General features: G+C 43.6%; 15 protein-coding genes. 7 read left to right on the top strand and 8 right to left on the bottom strand.

Going from position 1 to position 18,240, the window contains the following annotated elements; genetic code table 11:
* Positions 1-328: 328 nt before the first annotated feature.
* The 4 genes from CDG60_RS04360 to CDG60_RS04345 all read left to right on the top strand — a co-directional run bounded on the left by CDG60_RS04360 (position 329) and on the right by CDG60_RS04345 (position 3,431).
* Positions 329-856, top strand: a complete 528-nt coding sequence (locus CDG60_RS04360; RefSeq protein ID WP_227542925.1) for a GspH/FimT family pseudopilin — start codon at positions 329-331, stop codon at positions 854-856.
* Between the two features lie 105 nt (positions 857-961).
* Positions 962-2,137, top strand: a complete 1,176-nt coding sequence (locus tag CDG60_RS04355; RefSeq protein WP_087513786.1) for a thiolase family protein — start codon at positions 962-964, stop codon at positions 2,135-2,137.
* A 153-nt stretch (positions 2,138-2,290) separates the two neighbouring features.
* Entirely contained in the window at positions 2,291-2,731 is a 441-nt protein-coding gene (locus CDG60_RS04350; protein ID WP_087513787.1) for a VOC family protein, read from the top strand.
* Between the two features lie 79 nt (positions 2,732-2,810).
* A complete protein-coding gene (locus CDG60_RS04345) occupies positions 2,811-3,431 on the top strand; it encodes a rhomboid family intramembrane serine protease (RefSeq protein WP_087513788.1) in 621 nt (206 codons plus the stop codon).
* A 33-nt stretch (positions 3,432-3,464) separates the two neighbouring features.
* Here the strand turns inward: CDG60_RS04345 and CDG60_RS04340 are convergent, their stop codons facing one another.
* From CDG60_RS04340 to CDG60_RS04310, 7 genes are all read right to left on the bottom strand, one after another.
* Positions 3,465-3,818 (bottom strand): DMT family transporter, encoded by a 354-nt coding sequence (locus CDG60_RS04340; RefSeq protein ID WP_087513789.1) that lies wholly within the window; start codon positions 3,816-3,818, stop codon positions 3,465-3,467.
* A gap of 156 nt (positions 3,819-3,974) precedes the next feature.
* On the bottom strand, positions 3,975-4,961 hold the full coding sequence (locus tag CDG60_RS04335; RefSeq protein ID WP_087513790.1) for a diaminopimelate dehydrogenase: 987 nt from the start codon (positions 4,959-4,961) through the stop codon (positions 3,975-3,977).
* 253 nt (positions 4,962-5,214) lie between these two features.
* Entirely contained in the window at positions 5,215-5,700 is a 486-nt protein-coding gene (locus CDG60_RS04330; RefSeq protein ID WP_087513791.1) for a DUF934 domain-containing protein, read from the bottom strand.
* Positions 5,693-7,336, bottom strand: coding sequence for a nitrite/sulfite reductase (locus CDG60_RS04325; RefSeq protein ID WP_087513792.1), 1,644 nt, complete (start codon positions 7,334-7,336; stop codon positions 5,693-5,695). The genes CDG60_RS04330 and CDG60_RS04325 overlap by 8 nt, the downstream gene beginning before the upstream one ends.
* A gap of 323 nt (positions 7,337-7,659) precedes the next feature.
* Entirely contained in the window at positions 7,660-10,053 is a 2,394-nt protein-coding gene (locus CDG60_RS04320; RefSeq protein ID WP_087513793.1) for a glucose/quinate/shikimate family membrane-bound PQQ-dependent dehydrogenase, read from the bottom strand.
* Positions 10,054-10,220: 167 nt separating this feature from the next.
* Positions 10,221-11,486 (bottom strand): carbohydrate porin, encoded by a 1,266-nt coding sequence (locus CDG60_RS04315; RefSeq protein ID WP_087513794.1) that lies wholly within the window; start codon positions 11,484-11,486, stop codon positions 10,221-10,223.
* Positions 11,487-11,597: 111 nt separating this feature from the next.
* Positions 11,598-12,716 carry a CaiB/BaiF CoA transferase family protein gene (locus CDG60_RS04310; RefSeq protein WP_087513795.1) on the bottom strand — a complete coding sequence of 373 codons (1,119 nt, stop codon included), beginning with the start codon at positions 12,714-12,716 and terminating at the stop codon, positions 11,598-11,600.
* Positions 12,717-12,926: 210 nt separating this feature from the next.
* Between CDG60_RS04310 and CDG60_RS04305 the strand changes: the two genes are divergently transcribed.
* The 3 genes from CDG60_RS04305 to CDG60_RS04295 all read left to right on the top strand — a co-directional run bounded on the left by CDG60_RS04305 (position 12,927) and on the right by CDG60_RS04295 (position 17,571).
* Positions 12,927-13,937: an AraC family transcriptional regulator gene (locus CDG60_RS04305; RefSeq protein WP_087513796.1), complete on the top strand. Its 1,011-nt coding sequence runs from the start codon at positions 12,927-12,929 to the stop codon at positions 13,935-13,937.
* A gap of 284 nt (positions 13,938-14,221) precedes the next feature.
* Positions 14,222-15,427, top strand: a complete 1,206-nt coding sequence (locus tag CDG60_RS04300; protein WP_087513797.1) for an acetyl-CoA C-acetyltransferase — start codon at positions 14,222-14,224, stop codon at positions 15,425-15,427.
* 11 nt (positions 15,428-15,438) lie between these two features.
* Positions 15,439-17,571: a 3-hydroxyacyl-CoA dehydrogenase NAD-binding domain-containing protein gene (locus tag CDG60_RS04295; protein WP_087513798.1), complete on the top strand. Its 2,133-nt coding sequence runs from the start codon at positions 15,439-15,441 to the stop codon at positions 17,569-17,571.
* 68 nt (positions 17,572-17,639) lie between these two features.
* Here CDG60_RS04295 and CDG60_RS04290 read toward each other — a convergent pair whose 3' ends face one another.
* A complete protein-coding gene (locus CDG60_RS04290) occupies positions 17,640-18,110 on the bottom strand; it encodes an Lrp/AsnC family transcriptional regulator (RefSeq protein ID WP_087513799.1) in 471 nt (156 codons plus the stop codon).
* Positions 18,111-18,240: the final 130 nt, after the last annotated feature.

Raw genomic sequence — 18,240 nt, 5'->3', positions numbered from 1 at the left:
AAATTTTTGGCTATCCTGAGATAGGCTTTATAAATACCCCAGATCTATTTTTAAGCTAGTCACCTCGAATCATACAAACACTTTATTTGTTTTCCAAGTGCTTGATAATTTTAATCAAGTAAATTATTGACAAAATTACTTACAATTTCCGTTGTAATTCGGTAAATTTTTACTCAACGTGGCTGTATGAATAGCTTATTTACTCTTGTCTTTCATTTTAACAGCTTTCTGAACACTTGAGTAATAAAATCTTAGTGACAAGAATAATCGACTAAACAGAACCTTAGCACAGCATTCTGTACAAATTATTAAAAAAAACAAGGGGAATATGATGTTTTTAAAGAGAAAAAATGGATTCACTTTATTTGAACTGATCGTAACCATTGCCGTTATTGGGATTATCGCTGTCCTTGCCGTTCCCTCATTCAAAAATCTGATGGCATCTCAGGAAGCTAAAAAAAATGTCCAGATTCTTAATTCAGTGATCCAGCTGGCAAAGTCACAATCTGTTACACATCGTACAAATACCGTACTTTGCTCCAGCGCTGATGGCAGCAGTTGTCAGGCGAACCAATGGGCAACAGGCTATATTCTGTTCCTGGACAGAAATAAAAATGGTGCAGTGGATAGCGGTGAAAAAGTCATCCAGTCGGAAAAGACCGGACTCAAATATGGCACCCTGACCTGGGCGGGTTCCGGGTCTGTTGCATATCTGACATTCAGAAAACCCAATGGTTTACCAATCGGAAGTAATGGAACATTTACCTATTGCTCCAGTGTGGGATCACAGAATCACTATAAGGTGATTCTGAATGATATGGGGCTGACCCGACAGGAACGACCATCGAGCTGTTGAGAACTTAGCGGTCTACAGTTTGGAACTGGGGATGCTTTATTCCTGAGCAAATTTCAATATACTGCTTAAATCCGGAATTCTGATAAATCCAATATGGAGAAAACAATGACTGACATCGTAATTGTAAACGGCGCACGTACCGCTATGGGTGGTTTCCAGGGAAGCCTGGCAACTGTCACTGCACCAGAACTGGGTGCTGTCACTATTAAGGAAGCGATTGCCCGTGCGGGTCTACAGGCTACAGATGTTGAAGAAGTCATTATGGGTTGCGTACTGCCGGCAGGCCTGAAACAGGGTCCAGCCCGCCAGGCAATGCGTCAGGCTGGCTTACCTGATTCCACCGGTGCTGTCACCATCAACAAACTGTGTGGTTCAGGCATGAAAGCGGTCATGCAGGCTGCCGATGCCATTAAAGCAGGTTCAGCTCAGGTGATTGTTGCAGGCGGTATGGAATCCATGACCAATGCACCGTATCTGTTACCAAAAGCACGTGGTGGCTACCGTATGGGTCATGGCGAAGTCAAAGATCATATGTTCTTTGATGGCCTGGAAGATGCAGAAACAGGTCGCCTGATGGGATCATTTGCTCAGGATATGGCAAATACCCGTAACTACACCCGTGAACAGATGGATGAGTTTGCAATCCGTTCACTGAAACGTGCGCAAAAAGCCATCACTGAAGGTTATTTTGCAGATGAAATCGTCCCTGTCACTGTTTCAGGTCGTAAAGGCGATGTGATTGTTGATAAAGACGAACAGCCGTTCAATGCCAACATCGAAAAAATTCCAACGCTACGCCCTGCATTTGCCAAAGACGGTACGATTACAGCTGCCAATGCCAGCTCAATTTCAGATGGTGCATCTGCTTTAGTACTGGCTTCTGCTGAACTTGCGGCACAAAAAGGCTTAAAACCATTGGCAAAAATTGTGACTTATGCATCTAACTCACAGCACCCGTCTGAATTTACCATTGCTCCTGTTGGCGCAATCCAGAAAGTCCTGAACAAAACCGGTTGGGATGCTCAGGACGTTGATCTATGGGAAATCAATGAAGCATTTGCCATGGTGACGATGTGCCCAATTGATGATTTCAAACTGGATGCTGAAAAAGTCAATATCAATGGTGGTGCATGTGCACTGGGTCATCCTGTTGGTTCTACAGGTTCGCGTATTATCCTGACTTTAATCCACGCTTTAAAACGTACAGGCGGTAAGAAAGGTATTGCAGCTCTGTGTATTGGTGGCGGTGAAGCAACTGCGGTTGCCATTGAAATTCTTTAAAATCTAAAGCATTCCCCTTACATTTCAAAAAATGTAAATTTAAAATCCCTCAGCTTTGAGGGATTTTTTATCACGGTTCATTACAAATTTTTCAGCAAAAATTAAGCAATACACTGCTAAATTAAATATTCAAAATAAAAATGGACTGCTGTCATGCAACCGAATCACTATCTTAATTTTCAGGGTGAAACCGAAGCTGCCTTTAACTTTTACAGATCAGTTTTTGGTGGAGAGTTTTCTTTTATTAAACGCTATTCAGAATTACCCGATGCACAGATTTCAGAGAAAGAAAAAAATTATATCCTGCATGTTTCTTTGCCAATTAATCCATTTACCGTTTTGATGGGTTCGGATACCACTGAACAGTTCTGCGCCCCGCAGAGTGCGCCTTTCAGTAAAGGTACCAACCACTATATTTCCATCAATCTGGATGCAGATGAGCAGGCTGAAGCACGACGCCTGTTTGATGCTCTGTCTGAAAATGGTCAGGTGGAAATGGCTTTGGAAAATACTTTCTGGGGTGCGCTGTATGGTGCATTTACCGATCAGTTCGGGATACGATGGATGGTGAACTGTCAGCTTGAAACTGAATAGCAGAATACCAAAAATGCAATATAGCCTGTTGAATCAATTCAGGTTATATTGCACTCATTAAAAATACGATTGATAAGAAATGATTCCAGGCATACCTCATACCATTCTGATCATTATCATCACGATTCTAACATCGCTGGCAGCGTGGCAGCATCGGAACATTATGAATCGTTTGATTTTCAATATTTCAGCGATTAAACATGGGCAATATGATCGCTTTCTGACGCATGGTTTTATCCACAATGATGGAATCCATCTGTTTTTCAATATGTTCACCCTGTATTTCTTTGGGCGCAGTATTGAATGGTTTTTCCGTGACTATTTAAATGGAATGGGCTTCGTCCTGTTTTACTGCAGTGCCGTTATTATTGCTGCGATTCCCAGTTATTTACAGAACCGGCATCTGAATTCTTACCGAAGTTTAGGTGCTTCTGGTGCTGTAAATGCAGTACTGTTCAGCTCGATTTTATTTAATCCATGGGGAATGATTTATATCTATTTTATTCCCATCCCTGCAATACTCTTTGGCACAATTTACCTGTGCTACAGCATGTATGCCATTCGCTCTGGGCATTCCCCACTGATTGACCATCGTGCTCACATCGCAGGTGCTGTTTATGGTTTCTTATTTCCTTTATTGCTGGAACCTGGTTTAGGAAGCGCTTTCTTTTATAAATTTTTAGCAACACCTTTTTCTTAAAGACTTAAGCAAAACATTGATTTTTAATACCCTTTAAACATCAATATTTGAGAACTGCGCAATAATGGTCAAGCCAACCGTAATAAAGGCAATGCCGAGCCACCCTGCCAGGTCAATATGCTGCCCTAAAAATGCTTTTGCCAGCAATGCCGTTGCAATCACACCGATACCAGACCAAAGCACATATAAAATACCCGCCTGCATAAACTTGAGTGCATAGGCGGCACAGGCAAAAGAAATAATATACAGAATCAGGGCAACTCCCTGATCTGCTTTATTGACCAAACCATTACCTTTGGCAGAATAAAACGTTGAAAGTACATCTGTGGCAATTGCGATCAACAGCCAGATCACACCTGGATTTATTTTTGCAAGCAATAAAGACATGGTTATTTTCATTTATCCAATCATGGGCGGATTTTAGCTCAAGTGCCTTTAAACCACTAGCATGCCCTGTATCTCAATCATCTTCAGACACCAATTTACAGTGATAAAAAAAGGCGAATCAATGATTCACCTTTTTGCTCAACAGACTGAGAGGTCTTAGAGTAACTCTTTACGAAGTTGCTCAGGAGTTTTCATTGAGAGTAAACCTGGTGCAACATCAAATGCAGTTTTCGCACCGTACTGCTGCATCTGATTTAAGCGATAACATGCACGTGCATAGGCAACCAGTACGCTCGCTGTAAATTCAGGATTACTGTCGAGTTTTAATGAAAACTCAACAACCTGATTCTGTTCATCGCTGGTGTTTCCACTGCGGATCACAAAGCCACCATGTGGCATCTTCTGGTGATCTTGCTTCAAAGTCGCTTCATCAATGAAATTTACAGTGGTGTTATAGTCAGCAAAATAGTCAGGCATGGTCACGATCGCCTGCTCAACCGCTTTTGCATCTGCACCCTCTGCAAGAACCACATAACATTCACGCTGATGTTTTTCTTTGGTCGTTAAAACAGGACGTGCGCCACTGCGAACTTTTTCAATCGCATCCGTTGATGGGATGGTATATTGCACACCTGCTTTCACGCCATCCACACGGCGGATTGCGTCTGAATGCCCCTGGCTTAAACCTTTACCCCAGAAGGTATATGTTTCACCATCCGGTAATAATGCTTCACCGAATAAACGGTTAATTGAGAACATGCCTGGATCCCAGCCAATCGAAATCATCGCTGTTTTCTTATTTGCTAATGCAGGTGCATCCACCGCAGCAAAATATTCAGGAATACGTGCATGAGTATCAAAACTGTCCACGGTATTGAACTGAGCAGCCAACCGTGGACCCTGCTGTGGCAAATCATCTTTCGAGCCACCACATAAAATTAATACATCAATTTTATCCTGAAAATCACTCAGACTGTCCATGTGAAAAACCTGAGTGGTCGCAAAACATGGAGAAACTGTTGCAGGATCACGTCGGCTGAAAATACCAACAAGCTGTAAATCCTGATTTTTCTGAATCGCAGTTTCAACACCACGCCCAAGGTTGCCGTAACCGGCAATACCTACACGAATAGAATTTTGCATAAAAACAATGTCACTTCTGAATAAAAAGTCTGAATACCCTACCACCCAGGGAAATGATTCTGTTCATTTCCCTGACAGATATTTTACTTCTGAAAAAAGATGAGTACTGATCTGTATCAATGATACTTAACGCTAAATACCTTAACATATTAAATTAAGTTAATATAAAACATGCAGATATAATTTTTAATTTTCCATTCATTTACACAATAAAAAAGCCTGCATGATGCAGGCTCCCGACAATCAGACAGGATTATGCACCTGTCTGATAATGCGCTTTCGGTACAGCAGTCGATGCCTGGTAAGGGTTAGTAAAATCACCCAAACCTGCCGCAGCTTCAGCAATATCTTTACCTTCTTTAATCACGAAAGTATCGAAACCTGAACGCTTCATATAATTTAAAACGTCTTTAAATACATCACCTGTTGCACGAAGCTCACCCTGATAACCCTGGCGGCGTAACAATGCAGCAAATGAATAACCACGACCATCGTTAAAGCCTGCAAAATCAATGAAAATTGCATCCAGCTGATCCAGTGGAAACTGATTCACTTCCGGCGAAGCATCCACAGTGATGAATAAGGCTTTTTTACCTGAAACATTGCCAATCTGATCCAGTTGCTCAACAGTCAACAGCACATCACCTTGTGGCAATACACCATCTTCAGCAATGATCTGATAAGTATTGTCTGTGATCGTGCCATCTTTAGAAAGGACTTGAAGTGCTGTATTAAGCATATGCTCGCTCCTTAAATGGCTGGATGCCGACACGACGATAAGTTTCGATAAATTCTTCACCTTCGTTACGAAGATCAAGATAAGTATTTAAAATTTCATCCACAATATCAGGTACAACTTCAGCTGCGAATGATGGTCCTAAGATGTCACCGATTGAAGCGTCGTGGTCTGCATTTCCACCCAAAGTGATCTGGTAGAATTCAGCACCTTTTTTGTCCACACCTAAAATACCGATGTTACCCACATGGTGATGACCACAGGCATTCATACAACCTGAAATATTCAGGTCAATATGTCCCAGGTTATACACAGTATCCAGGTCATCAAAACGGCGTGAAATCGCTTCTGAAACTGGAATGGATTTCGCATTTGCCAGTGAACAGAAATCACCGCCAGGGCAGCAGATAATATCGGTAATAAAACCGATGTGCGCACGGGCAAGGTTGTTCTGATCAAGCGTCTGCCACAGTTCAAACAGATCTTTCTGTGGTACATCGACCAGTGAAATATTCTGTTCGTGCGTGGTACGAAGTTCACCGAAAGTATATTTGTCTGCAAGATCAGCTATCAGATTCATTTCTTCGGTGGTCATATCACCCGGTGCAACACCTGCACGTTTCAGTGAAATCGTCACGATACGATAGCCTGCAACTTTATGTGCATTGGTATTGATATTGAACCATTGTTTGAATTTTGGATGCTCTGCAAACAAAGCATCAAAGTTTTCATCTGCATAGTTCTGATAATTAAATGGCGTGAAGTTCTCATCCATTTTTTTCAAAGTATCTGCATCAACTTTTAATGTTTTGATGGTTTCGGCAAATTCTGCTTCAACTTTCTCAGCAAATACTGCAGGAGTTAAAGCTTTTACCAGGATCTTGATACGTGCTTTATATTTGTTATCACGGCGACCATGCAGGTTATACACACGAAGAACTGCTTCAAGATAAGCAATCAATTCTTCACGTGGTAACCATTCACGGATCATGGAACCAATAATTGGGGTACGACCTAAACCGCCACCGACTTTGATTTTATAACCGAGTTCACCCGCTTCATTACGTGTCAGATACACACCGATATCATGGAATGAAGTCGCCGCACGATCCACTTCTTCAAGCGCAGAAACTGCAATTTTGAACTTACGTGGCAAGAATGCAAATTCAGGATGGAACGTTGACCACTGACGGATCAATTCACAGGTTGGACGTGGGTCAGCAATTTCACCTGCAACCACACCTGCATACTGGTCTGTTGTCGTGTTACGGATACAGTTACCTGAAGTCTGAATGGCATGCATCTGAACCGTTGCAAGCTCCTGCAGCATATCAGGTACATTTTCAAGCGCAGGCCAGTTGAACTGAATATTCTGACGTGTGGATACATGTGCATAACCACGGTCATATTCAAGAGCCAGTTCAGCCACTTTACGCAGCTGATTTGAGTTCATCAGACCGTAAGGCACAGCGATACGCAACATTGGCGCATAACGCTGTACATATAATCCATTTTGCAGGCGTAATGGGCGATACTCATCTTCAGTGAGTTTACCCGCTAAATAACGTTCCGTCTGATCACGGAATTGTGCAACACGTTCATTAACCAGTTGCTGGTCAAAATCAGTATATAAATACATGGCGTACAGCTAGTAGATTCATTATAACGACGCACAATATAACGACTATTGATGTATCAAAGAAATGCGTTTTTTACATATTTAATAGCGGTTTTATTGATAAGCATGTTTCCGTCACGCTGTTATCAATGCCTAAGCTCCTTTCACAGCAGTTTATTGTTATATGGATGAATTTATTCAATACTTATCATATTTTTTAATATAAGCACTGAATTGTCTTTTCCTGGACCACTTTGCTCACCACCTGTATTACTGAAAGCTGAATATTTTGCCTGGACAAAGAAAAAGCCTGACGGATCAGGCTTTTTCTTCAGGTTTATTTTTTAATCCGGCAGTGCATAAGCCACCAGCGAATCGCCCATTTTAGTTCCAAACGAACCATGACCACCCGCCATAATCACCACATACTGTTTACCATTCATTTCATAAGTCATTGGTGTTGCCTGACCACCTGCCGGTAAACGACCTTTCCACAGCTCATCACCATTGGTAACGTTAATGGCACGGATATAATTATCCTGTGTTGCACCCACAAACATCAGGTTCCCTGCTGTGGAAATAGGACCACCGAGCATTGGTACACCCATTTTGAACGGTGGTAATGGAATACCTGGCAGACTGTCACGGATTGTCCCAATACGGCGTTTCCATGCAATGTCATGTGTTTTCAGATCCACACCTGCAACATAGCCCCATGCAGGCTGTTTACAAGGCAGTCCAAATGGTGATAGGAATGCACTGATTTCAACACCATAAGGCACACCATACATGGGTTGTACACCTGATTCTGTCCCTGCACCTTTCGCAGTTTTTTCACGGTTCGGATCAGTTGGGATCAGCTTGGTCACAAATGGCAAGCCAATAGGGTTCATAACAGCAACCTGACGGTCAGGATTGACAGACATTCCGCCCCATTCAAACACCCCTAAGTTACCAGGAAAAACCAGAGTTCCATTTTCTGAAGGCGGTGTATAAATACCGTCATAATTCAGTTTATGGAACGCCACACGACAGATCAGCTGATCAAACATGGTGGCACCCCACATCTGTTTATCAGTCAGCTTATCCTTCGGTGCAAGATTGAAGTCTGAAAAAGGCTGAGTTGCAGCATAGAACTCACCTTTGGTCTGTGGACCACGTTTCACGGTCTGTGGTACAGGTTTTTCAGTCACAGGAACAATCGCCTCACCGGTACGGCGGTCCAGTACAAATGCATTCCCTGTTTTGGTCAGTACATAAATAGCAGGAACAGTTTCTCCTGCTTTGTTTTTGATATCCGCAAGGGTTGGCTGTGCCGGCACATCCATATCCCAAAGGTCATGATGTGTGGTCTGGAAATTCCAGATCAGCTGACCTGTTGTTGCATTGATCGCAAGCATGGAGTTTGCATAACGTTCATGCAAAGGTGTGCGGTTTCCACCCCAGATGTCGGGCGTACCCACTCCGGTCGGCACATAAACCATATCCAGTTTAGCGTCATAAGCTAAAGGTGCCCAGGCATTTGGAGAGTTCTGAACATACTTCTGACCTGGTCCTGGAATTTTATTTGGATCTTCTGCACCTGTATCGAACACCCACAATAACGCGCCTGTATTGACATCATAGCCACGGATCACACCAGACGGTTCTTCAGTTGAATAATTGTCTGTGGTTGAACCCGCAATAATAATAGTCGTTCCTGTAACCACAGGCGGAGAGGTTGGAATGTATCCGCCTGGATACGGAAATGGCATGTCTTTCTGTAAATCCACTTCACCATTATGTCCAAAATCAGAGCAGGCTTTACCCGTGTCAGCATTGACAGCAACCAGACGTCCATCATTGACAGGTAAAATGACCTTACGTGGACATTCTGTGGAAGTCGATTTCTTTGTTTCCAGACTTGCAGCAAAACCTGTGGTATTGGCTGCATCATAATAAGAAACGCCACGACAGGTCAGATGCTGAAAAGTATGATCTGCTTTCAGCTTCGGATCGAACTTCCATTTTTCTTTACCTGTTGCCGGATCAAGTGCCACAAGGAACTGATGCGTTGTACAGATATACATATTGTTGCCAACTTTAATTGGCGTCACCTGATTGGTTGTTTCACTCGAATCCTTATCTGTTTTAAAGTCATTGGTGTGATATTCCCACGCGACTTTCAGGTCTTTAACGTTTTTCTCATTAATCTGGGTCAATGGAGAATAGCGCAACCCTGACTGAGTACGCCCATAGGCAGGCCAGTCTGAATCAGCAATTCCTTCAATCGGTGCAGGTGCAGGCTGTTCTGCACTTAATGTCCCACGGATTTCCTGAGGATCATTAAAAATGGAATAGATCATGACTGCAATTGTGATTGCCAGTGTGCCTGTCAGTGCCAGTTTTGCACCTTTACTGTCCCTGAAACCACGGGTCACAGCAGGAATGAGCAACCACAGTCCAAATACACCCAGTATGTCCAGTCGTGGGGCAAGTGCAAAAAAGTCAGAACCCACTTCCCACAGCCCCCAGATCACTGTCCCCAGTACCAGTGCAGCATAGACCAGTAAAGCAGAGCTTTTCAGCTGTCGAAGCAGAAATGCAGTCGCAAGGAAGAGTAATCCGGCAATGATGTAATACCAGGAGCCGCCCAGTACGGCAAGATAAATCCCGCCTGCAAACAGAACCAGTCCAACGACTGCTGCAATAACAACGGTCAGTGTCCGGAAGCCTGATGCCGAAGATGGAGAATTCATAATGACCACCTATATTTTAATGTATTGAATCCTCAGTGCTCTTTCATAGAAACCATGAGGCTGTTTTAATTATTTTCAGTTAAAAAACCATGTTCTTTTCAAAGTTGTGAATACACCCATTTTCCAGCATTCACGTCCCTCTAAAGCAATGGCTTTCAAGCTAAAAACTAGAATGCTGTCTGTAATTTAATACCACCCACCCAGGCGCTTTCACCATTTTTATAAGCACCGACATGACGGATATACTGAATATTTGGACGTACCGTCAGCCAGTTTGCTGCATGTATACCGTAATAAATTTCAGCATCGTATTCTTCGTTTTGCTGTACCAGCCCATTCGCTGCCTGCAGGTCACGGACATCATCATTGATGGCGATACGTGCTACACCCACACCAAGATCATCTTCAGGACGGGCATCGAGCAGCCCTTTATAGACCAGTCCTATATTCTGCATATTGCTGACATTATTTGTATCTGAGTCATGCACTGTCAGATTGACAAAACCACTCAGTCCACGGCGGGCATCATCTGCATGTGAGGTCAGCTGTTGCTTTGCAACAACCCACATTCCCTGCTTATGGGAAGTTCTGGAAGGATGTTCTATTTCGGTTGCATCAGCGGTACTGTAGTAATAACCCAACCGATATTCACCAGGCAGTTGTGCTATTGCGGACTTCGGTTGCCAGACCACTTCAGCAGGAATAATCGCACCATGTGAGCCATCTGTACTTAAGTTAAATCCCTTACTGCGTCTTAGGTTCTCAGGGTTATATTCATAAACACCCAGCTGTGCATAAAGGTCAGGTTGCAGATTGTATTTGACCCGTACAGCCCACTGACTCACAGGCCAGTTGTACCACTGATCGCCGACCCAGTTACCGACCTGAGAACCGCACAACGCCAGGTTCTGAAAATCGCAGTCAAAAACGTTGAAGTCTTCGCCTTCACCGAAACGTCCCACTTTAATATCCAGTTTCTGATCCAGAAATTTTTTCTTGATCCATAGATCAGTCAGACGCCAGGTCTGACCACGCCCCCACACTTCCTGGGCAGAGCTGAGGTGTCCTGCGAGTGCATCAGAGGTCTGAGAGAGAGAATGTCCATTACGCTCTGTAATAGTGATCTGAGCTTCTGTGTCCTGCCAGCCCAGAATTGTGCCGAGGTCTAAATGTGCACCCAGAGCGAACTGGTCTGCATATTCAGTACCGTGACTGGAATGATGTTTTGAATCGAGCAGACTTGCCATTTCACCTGTATAACCCAGGCTGAAATCGTATCCCTGTTTTTGTAATTCTGTACGCTTACCGTTCCAGTCACCCAGCATCCAGGGACTTTGAACATCAAATGGTTTTGCAGCAAAAGTAATCTGAAAACTGCAGCTCATCGCAAGAACGCTGATCACCGAACAGAATTTTCTACATACTCTATCCATAAAGCGCAACCTATATATTATTCTGTTAATACATACAGGTTACGCTCGATGTTTTTGTTTAAAAGTGTGTTTTTTGTTGCACTTTGTATCATCAGACTCAGAACAGAAAAATCACAGTTCTGATTCCCCCAGTTTTTGTCCAATAAATGAATAATTTAACCGTGATCTTGAAAATTTGATCGGGCATGCCAGCTGTGCTTCTGTCTGCTCAGAATTTTCACTCAAAGGTACATTCACGACCCAGCCACGCTCTTTTGCCAGTTGTGAATCAAGCGCTTCTTCCAGTTTCAGAACAGGTTCCACACAGACATCCAGATCAGAAAACAAAGACTGCCAGTAGACAAATGACTGTGTTTTCATTTTCTCAGCAATCGCCTGTTTCACTTCTTTTCGGTCATCAGGATCAAAAGATGCCCCTTTTGCCATTAAAACAGGTAATTCCAGTGCTGTTGCCAGACCCGCCATAAACTGAGGTTCCAGACTGCCGACTGACATATAGCGACCATCCTGAGTTTCATAATAATCATAGAATGTTCCACCATTCAGGTGTTCATTTTCCACCTGCTGATGCTGTTCACCTGCCAGACTGGCAGACGCTGCCATATTGTTCATGGTCACAACACAGTCCGTCATGGAAATATCAATATACTGCCCTTGCCCACTGACCTGACGCTCAATCACTGCAGACAGGATTCCAATCACTGCATGTAAAGAACCTCCGGCAACATCAGCAATCTGAATCCCCATAGGCGGCGGTCCACTCTGCTTGCGACCACTGTGCCCTGCTATTCCTGACAGAGAAATATAGTTGATGTCATGTCCTGCTTTATCTTTATAGGAACCTGACTGACCATAGCCTGTGATGGAACAATAGATCAGTCGTGGATTGATTTCTGCCAGTGTCTGATAGTCCAGACCCAGCCGCTGCATGACTCCAGGACGGAACTGTTCGACCACAATGTCATACTCAGATATTTTCTGTTTAATCAGTTCAATGCTTTCAGGATTTTTTAAATCGAGTGCAACAGACTGTTTATTTCGGTTCAGATAACTGTGTGAAGTTGCCTGCCCATTTGCATACGGAGGCAGCAGACGCACGAGGTCTGGGCGGGTTGGCGATTCAACATGAATCACTTCTGCACCCAGGTCAGCCAGATATAAAGTCGCAAATGGACCTGGTAATAATGTAGAAAAATCGAGAACTTTCAATCCGTTTAAAGCCGATGTCATACTAATTTACACTCGTTTAATGTTGATTTTTTATTCATATTAGAAATATAAATGAGGCTGAACAATGTCATGTTCAGCCATTTACCTTGATCATTTCGGCAATTTAACATGTAAAAAGGGCAAAACCTTTATTGTAAATTGCCAATTGAATTATTTTTAGCGTCATTTAGGTCAACCCAAGTGAATATAAAAGAGTCTGAAGGATTTAACATGAGCCGCGATACGATCAGTATCCATTTCGTCAATGCAGCTCTTACCGGGGTTAAACGCCTGGGCATGGATGTGGAAACCCTGCTGTCCCATGTTGGCATTGAAGCTGAATTACTTCGCCAGCCTAAAGCCAGGATTTCTCCTGAACAATATACCCGCTTCATCAAAATGCTGTGGATGGTCACCCAGGATGAACACGTCGGCTTTGACATTCAGCCTCGACGCCTGGGCACTTTTGCCATTATGTGTCAGTTGATTATTCATGCAAAAACGCTCGGAGATGCACTGGAGCTGTCTTCTCAGTTCTACAAGCTCTTTGGTGATGAATGGTCTGTCAGCCTAGAACGGGATAAACATGAAGCCCGCCTGGTGCCTCTGATTCCAAAATCCATGGACCCTGATCACTTCATTACTGAAAGTATGCTCATGATCTGGCATGGTCTTGCCTCATGGCTGATTGAACGCCGCCTGCCACTTGAGCGTGTACACTTCGGTTACCCTCGCCCAAATCATGCAGAAGAATATGATGCACTGTTTTTTGCACCCGTGATGCAGTTTGATGCTCCCCGTACAGAAATTACCTTTGCAGCGGATTATCTGGATTTACCGATCCGTCAGGATGAAGCCGCACTGGAAGAATTCCTGAAAGCTGCACCTGCTCAGTTACTGGTTAAATTTAAAAATACCAACTCCCTGACCTCACGTATCCGTGATGTACTGAAGAGTCAGATTGGTGAGGAAATGCCAACACTGAATGATGTGGCATCCATGCTGTATCTGTCACCACAGACACTGCGTCGCCGTCTTGCAGCTGAAGGAAAAAGCTACCAGGGCGTGAAAGATGCTTTGCGCCGTGATGCAGCCATTCACCTGTTGCTCAATCCAGGATTGACCCTTGAAGATGTGGCACAGCAGGTTGGTTTCAGTGAAACCAGTACATTCCACCGTGCATTTAAAAAATGGACCGGAGTTACACCAGGACTGTACCGTCAGTTACATGGCTATCATTAATCTAGCTGTTTCCAGTATTATAAAAACAAGCCCTGCCACAATGACCGGGCTTGTTTTTATTTGCAGAATATAAAATTATTATAAATATGCCTTTTACTGCCAACACAGAGTCTTTTTAGCCATACGTATTCATCTGTTGTTTCCCTCCTGCTGCTGACTGAAACTGATTTGCGCGACTGACCAAAAATATCAGGCGACTCTCCCGTTCTCGTCATTGAACTCTGTACTTTATGAAGTACACTCGAAGCACCATAACAAATTTAAAGTCATAAAAAGGAACAGCTATGAGCGAGGCTTACATCATTGATGCCATTCGCACACCACGCGGAAAAGGAAAAAAAGATGGTTCACTGTACAGTGTCAAACCGATCACTTTACTCACAACATTACTCAATGAATTAAAAGATCGTCATCAGTTAGATACTTCTAAAGTCGACGACATTGTTCTGGGCTGTGTAACGCCTATTGCAGACCAGGGTGGGGATATTGCCAAAACTGCTGCGATTGCTGCAGGTTGGGACAATGATGTTGCTGGTGTGCAGATCAACCGCTTCTGTGCATCAGGTCTTGAAGCTGTCAATATGGCAGCGCAAAAAGTCCGTTCAGGTTGGGAAGATGTTGTGGTTGCTGGTGGCGTAGAGTCAATGTCACGCATCCCGATGGGTTCAGATGGTGGACCGTGGGCGCTAGATCCTGAAACCAACTTAAAATCCAACTTCGTTCCGCAAGGCATTGGCGCAGATCTTATCGCAACTTTAGATGGTTATACGCGTTCCGATGTGGATGAATTTGCTGCAAATTCACAGCGTAAAGCAGCTGCTGCACAAGCGGCAGGTCATTTTGATAAATCCATCGTGGCTGTAAAAGACAAAGCAGGCGTAGTAATTTTAGATAAAGATGAATTTATCAAACCTACAACAACTGCTGAAGGCTTGGCAAAACTTAATCCAAGTTTTGAAATGATGGGTGGCATGGGCTTTGATGCTGTGGCATTACAACAATATCCTGAAGCGCAAAAGATCAATCACGTGCATCATGCAGGTAACTCATCAGGTATCGTAGATGGTGCTGCGGTTGTACTGCTTGCTTCAGAAAAAGCGGTGAAAGAACAAGGCTTAAAACCACGTGCCAAAGTTTTAGCAACAGCACTTGTAGGAACAGACCCTACAATCATGTTGACAGGTCCTGCGCCTGCTGCACGTAAAGCATTGGCGAAAGCAGGCTTAAGCATTGATGATATTGATCTGTTCGAAGTGAATGAAGCCTTTGCATCGGTGGTGATGCGCTTCATTAACGAATTAAATGTTCCTGTAGAAAAAGTCAATGTGAATGGTGGTTCGATTGCCATGGGGCATCCATTGGGCGCAACAGGTGCAATGATTTTAGGTACTTTGCTAGATGAGCTTGAGCGTCAGGGCAAAAAACGTGGTTTGGCGACATTGTGTGTAGGTGGTGGCATGGGTATTGCGACCATTATTGAGTTGGTATAAGGAGAATAAGAATGAGCGCAATTCAATACGAAAAAAATGCGGATGGTATCGTTATTCTGACTATGGATTCTCCAAACCAATCTGCCAACACCATGAATGCAGATTTCCAAAAAGCCTTGACTGAAACTGTAGAAAAATTCAAAGCAGATTCAGGTGTGACAGGCGTTATTTTCCGTTCAGCGAAAAAGACTTTCTTTGCAGGCGGTGATTTGGATGACTTAATTCAGGCTCGCCCTGAAGATGCTAAAGAATTCATGGCAATCGTTGAGCTGATGAAAAAAGAACTGCGTTACATCGAAACTTTAGGTGTGCCTGTGGTTGCAGCATTGAACGGTACAGCGCTTGGCGGTGGTTGGGAAATTGCTCTCGGCTGTCATGCACGTATTGCCTTAAATGATCCAAAGTCTAAATTTGGTTTACCTGAAGTGACTCTAGGTTTACTGCCAGGCGGTGGCGGGATCGTGCGAATGGTACGCCTGTTGGGCTTACAAAATGCATTCCCATTCCTGATGGAAGGCAAGCAGTTCGGTGTTGATAAAGCCAAATCTTTAGGTTTAATCCATGACACGGCAGACTCAATTGACGAATTGATGGAAAAATCAATTGCATGGATCAAGTCCAATCCGAAATCACAACAACCGTTTGATGTGAAAGGTTATAAAATCCCAGGCGGTGATCCTAAAACCCCTGCGGTGGCTCAGATTCTTGCGATTGCCCCTGCAATGCTGCGTGATAAAACCAAAGGTTGCTATCCTGCGCCTGAAGCGATTATGGCTGCTGCGGTTGAAGGTGCTCAAGTCGATGTTGATACAGCACTGACCATCGAATCACGTTATTTCACTTATCTTGCAACAGGGCAAGTGGCGAAAAACATGATCGGTACATTCTGGCATGGTCTGAATGCGATTAAAGCGGGTGCAAGCCGTCCGAAAGATGTCGCTAAATGGCAAGCGACCAAAGTCGGTGTATTGGGCGCAGGTATGATGGGTGCAGGTATTGCCTATTCAACCGCTTCAAAAGGGATCGCTGTCGTACTGAAAGATGTTTCTGTTGAAAATGCAGAAAAAGGCAAAGCGTATAGCCAGAAACTCCTGGACAAAAAAGTGTCTCAAGGTCGCATGACGGCTGAGAAACGTGACCAGATCTTAAGCTTAATCACTGCAACGGCTGATGCTGCTGATCTGAAAGGCTGTGATCTGATTATCGAAGCGGTCTTTGAAAATCAGGAGCTCAAAGCCAAAGTCACTCAGGAAGCAGAAGCATTCTTGGCTGATGGTGGCGTATTTGCATCAAATACTTCGACATTACCGATTACAGGTTTGGCAAAAGCTTCTAAAGATGACAAAAACTTCATTGGTTTACACTTCTTTAGCCCTGTCGACAAAATGCCTTTGGTTGAAATCATCAAAGGACAAAATACTTCGGCTGAAACTTTAGCGAAAGCTTACGATTATGTTCAGCAAATTGGTAAAACACCAATCGTGGTGAATGACAGCCGTGGTTTCTTCACCAGCCGTGTATTCGGTACCTTTGTGAATGAAGGTTTACGTTTACTTGCAGAAGGCGTACACCCTGCACGTATCGAAATGGCAGCACTTAAAGCAGGTATGCCAGTTGGGCCATTGGCGATTCAGGATGAGGTTGCATTGACGCTGTCTGAGCATGTGACCAATGAAACCCGTAAGGCTCTGCAAGCTGAAGGTAAAGACTTGCCACATTCTCCAGCTGAAGATGTACTGAAAACCATGATTCATGAGTTTGGGCGTAAAGGTAAAGCGGCAGGTTCAGGTTTCTATGATTATCCAGAAGGGGGCAAAAAGCATCTTTGGGATGGTTTGAGCCACTGGAAGAAAGATGTAGATATTTCTGAACAGGAAATGATTGACCGTATCTTGTTTGTTCAGTCACTCGACACATTACGCTGCTATGAAGAAAACGTCCTTGAGTCTGTGGTCGATGCCAATATCGGTTCGATCTTCGGGATTGGTTTTGCGCCGTGGACAGGTGGTGCGATTCAGTTCTTAAACCAGTATGGTTTAGAAAAAGCGTTACTGCGTGCCAACACATTGGAAGCCAAATATGGTGAGCGTTTCAAAGCACCACAATTGCTTAAAGACAAAGTTGCAAACGGTAAAATTGACTGATTTTAATGTCCAGTCATTCAAATAAGGGGCTTATTGCCCCTTATTTTTTTTAAACTGATCACCCGATGTTATGCCGTAGCCGACACTGGAAAAGATGTAAAAGCTTTGATTTCCTTAAGCACAAACATGCTTTGCATTTCCTTAATACCAGGTAACCTGCGAATGACCGACATGGAAAAATCAGCATAAGTATCCAGACTCGGTGACACCACCTGAAGTAAAAAGTCTGCATCTCCTCCAATGCTGTAACATGCCACCACAAAATCCAGCTCCGCCACTTTTTCTTCAAATTTTCGTGCTTCAGCTTCACTGTGACTGTCTATGGACACCCGGATAAACACCATCACGCCCAGACCAATTTTTTTACGATCCAGGTGAGCGCCATATCCCCGAATCAGCTTTTCATCTTCAAGTCGCTTAATCCGACGCCAGCACGGCGATGCAGACATTCCGATCTGATCGGCAATCTCCTGTGTGGTACTGCGCGAATCTTTCTGTAATATCTCCAGAATTTTCGCATCTGTTTTATCCGTCTGCATAAGGGTTGTTTTAACCTTTTTATTAAATAATAAAGAAAATATATACCCTATATTTGTTTAAATACAATCAAAACAGACCATTTTCACCCTGAGATTTACTGAACAATACTGTAAAAATATTTACGGTAAT

This window comes from Acinetobacter chinensis, assembly GCF_002165375.2.
In the GTDB taxonomy this organism is placed as follows: domain Bacteria; phylum Pseudomonadota; class Gammaproteobacteria; order Pseudomonadales; family Moraxellaceae; genus Acinetobacter; species Acinetobacter chinensis.
The sequence above is the reverse complement of the archived record's forward strand: the minus strand, read 5'-3'. Positions and strand labels throughout refer to the sequence as shown.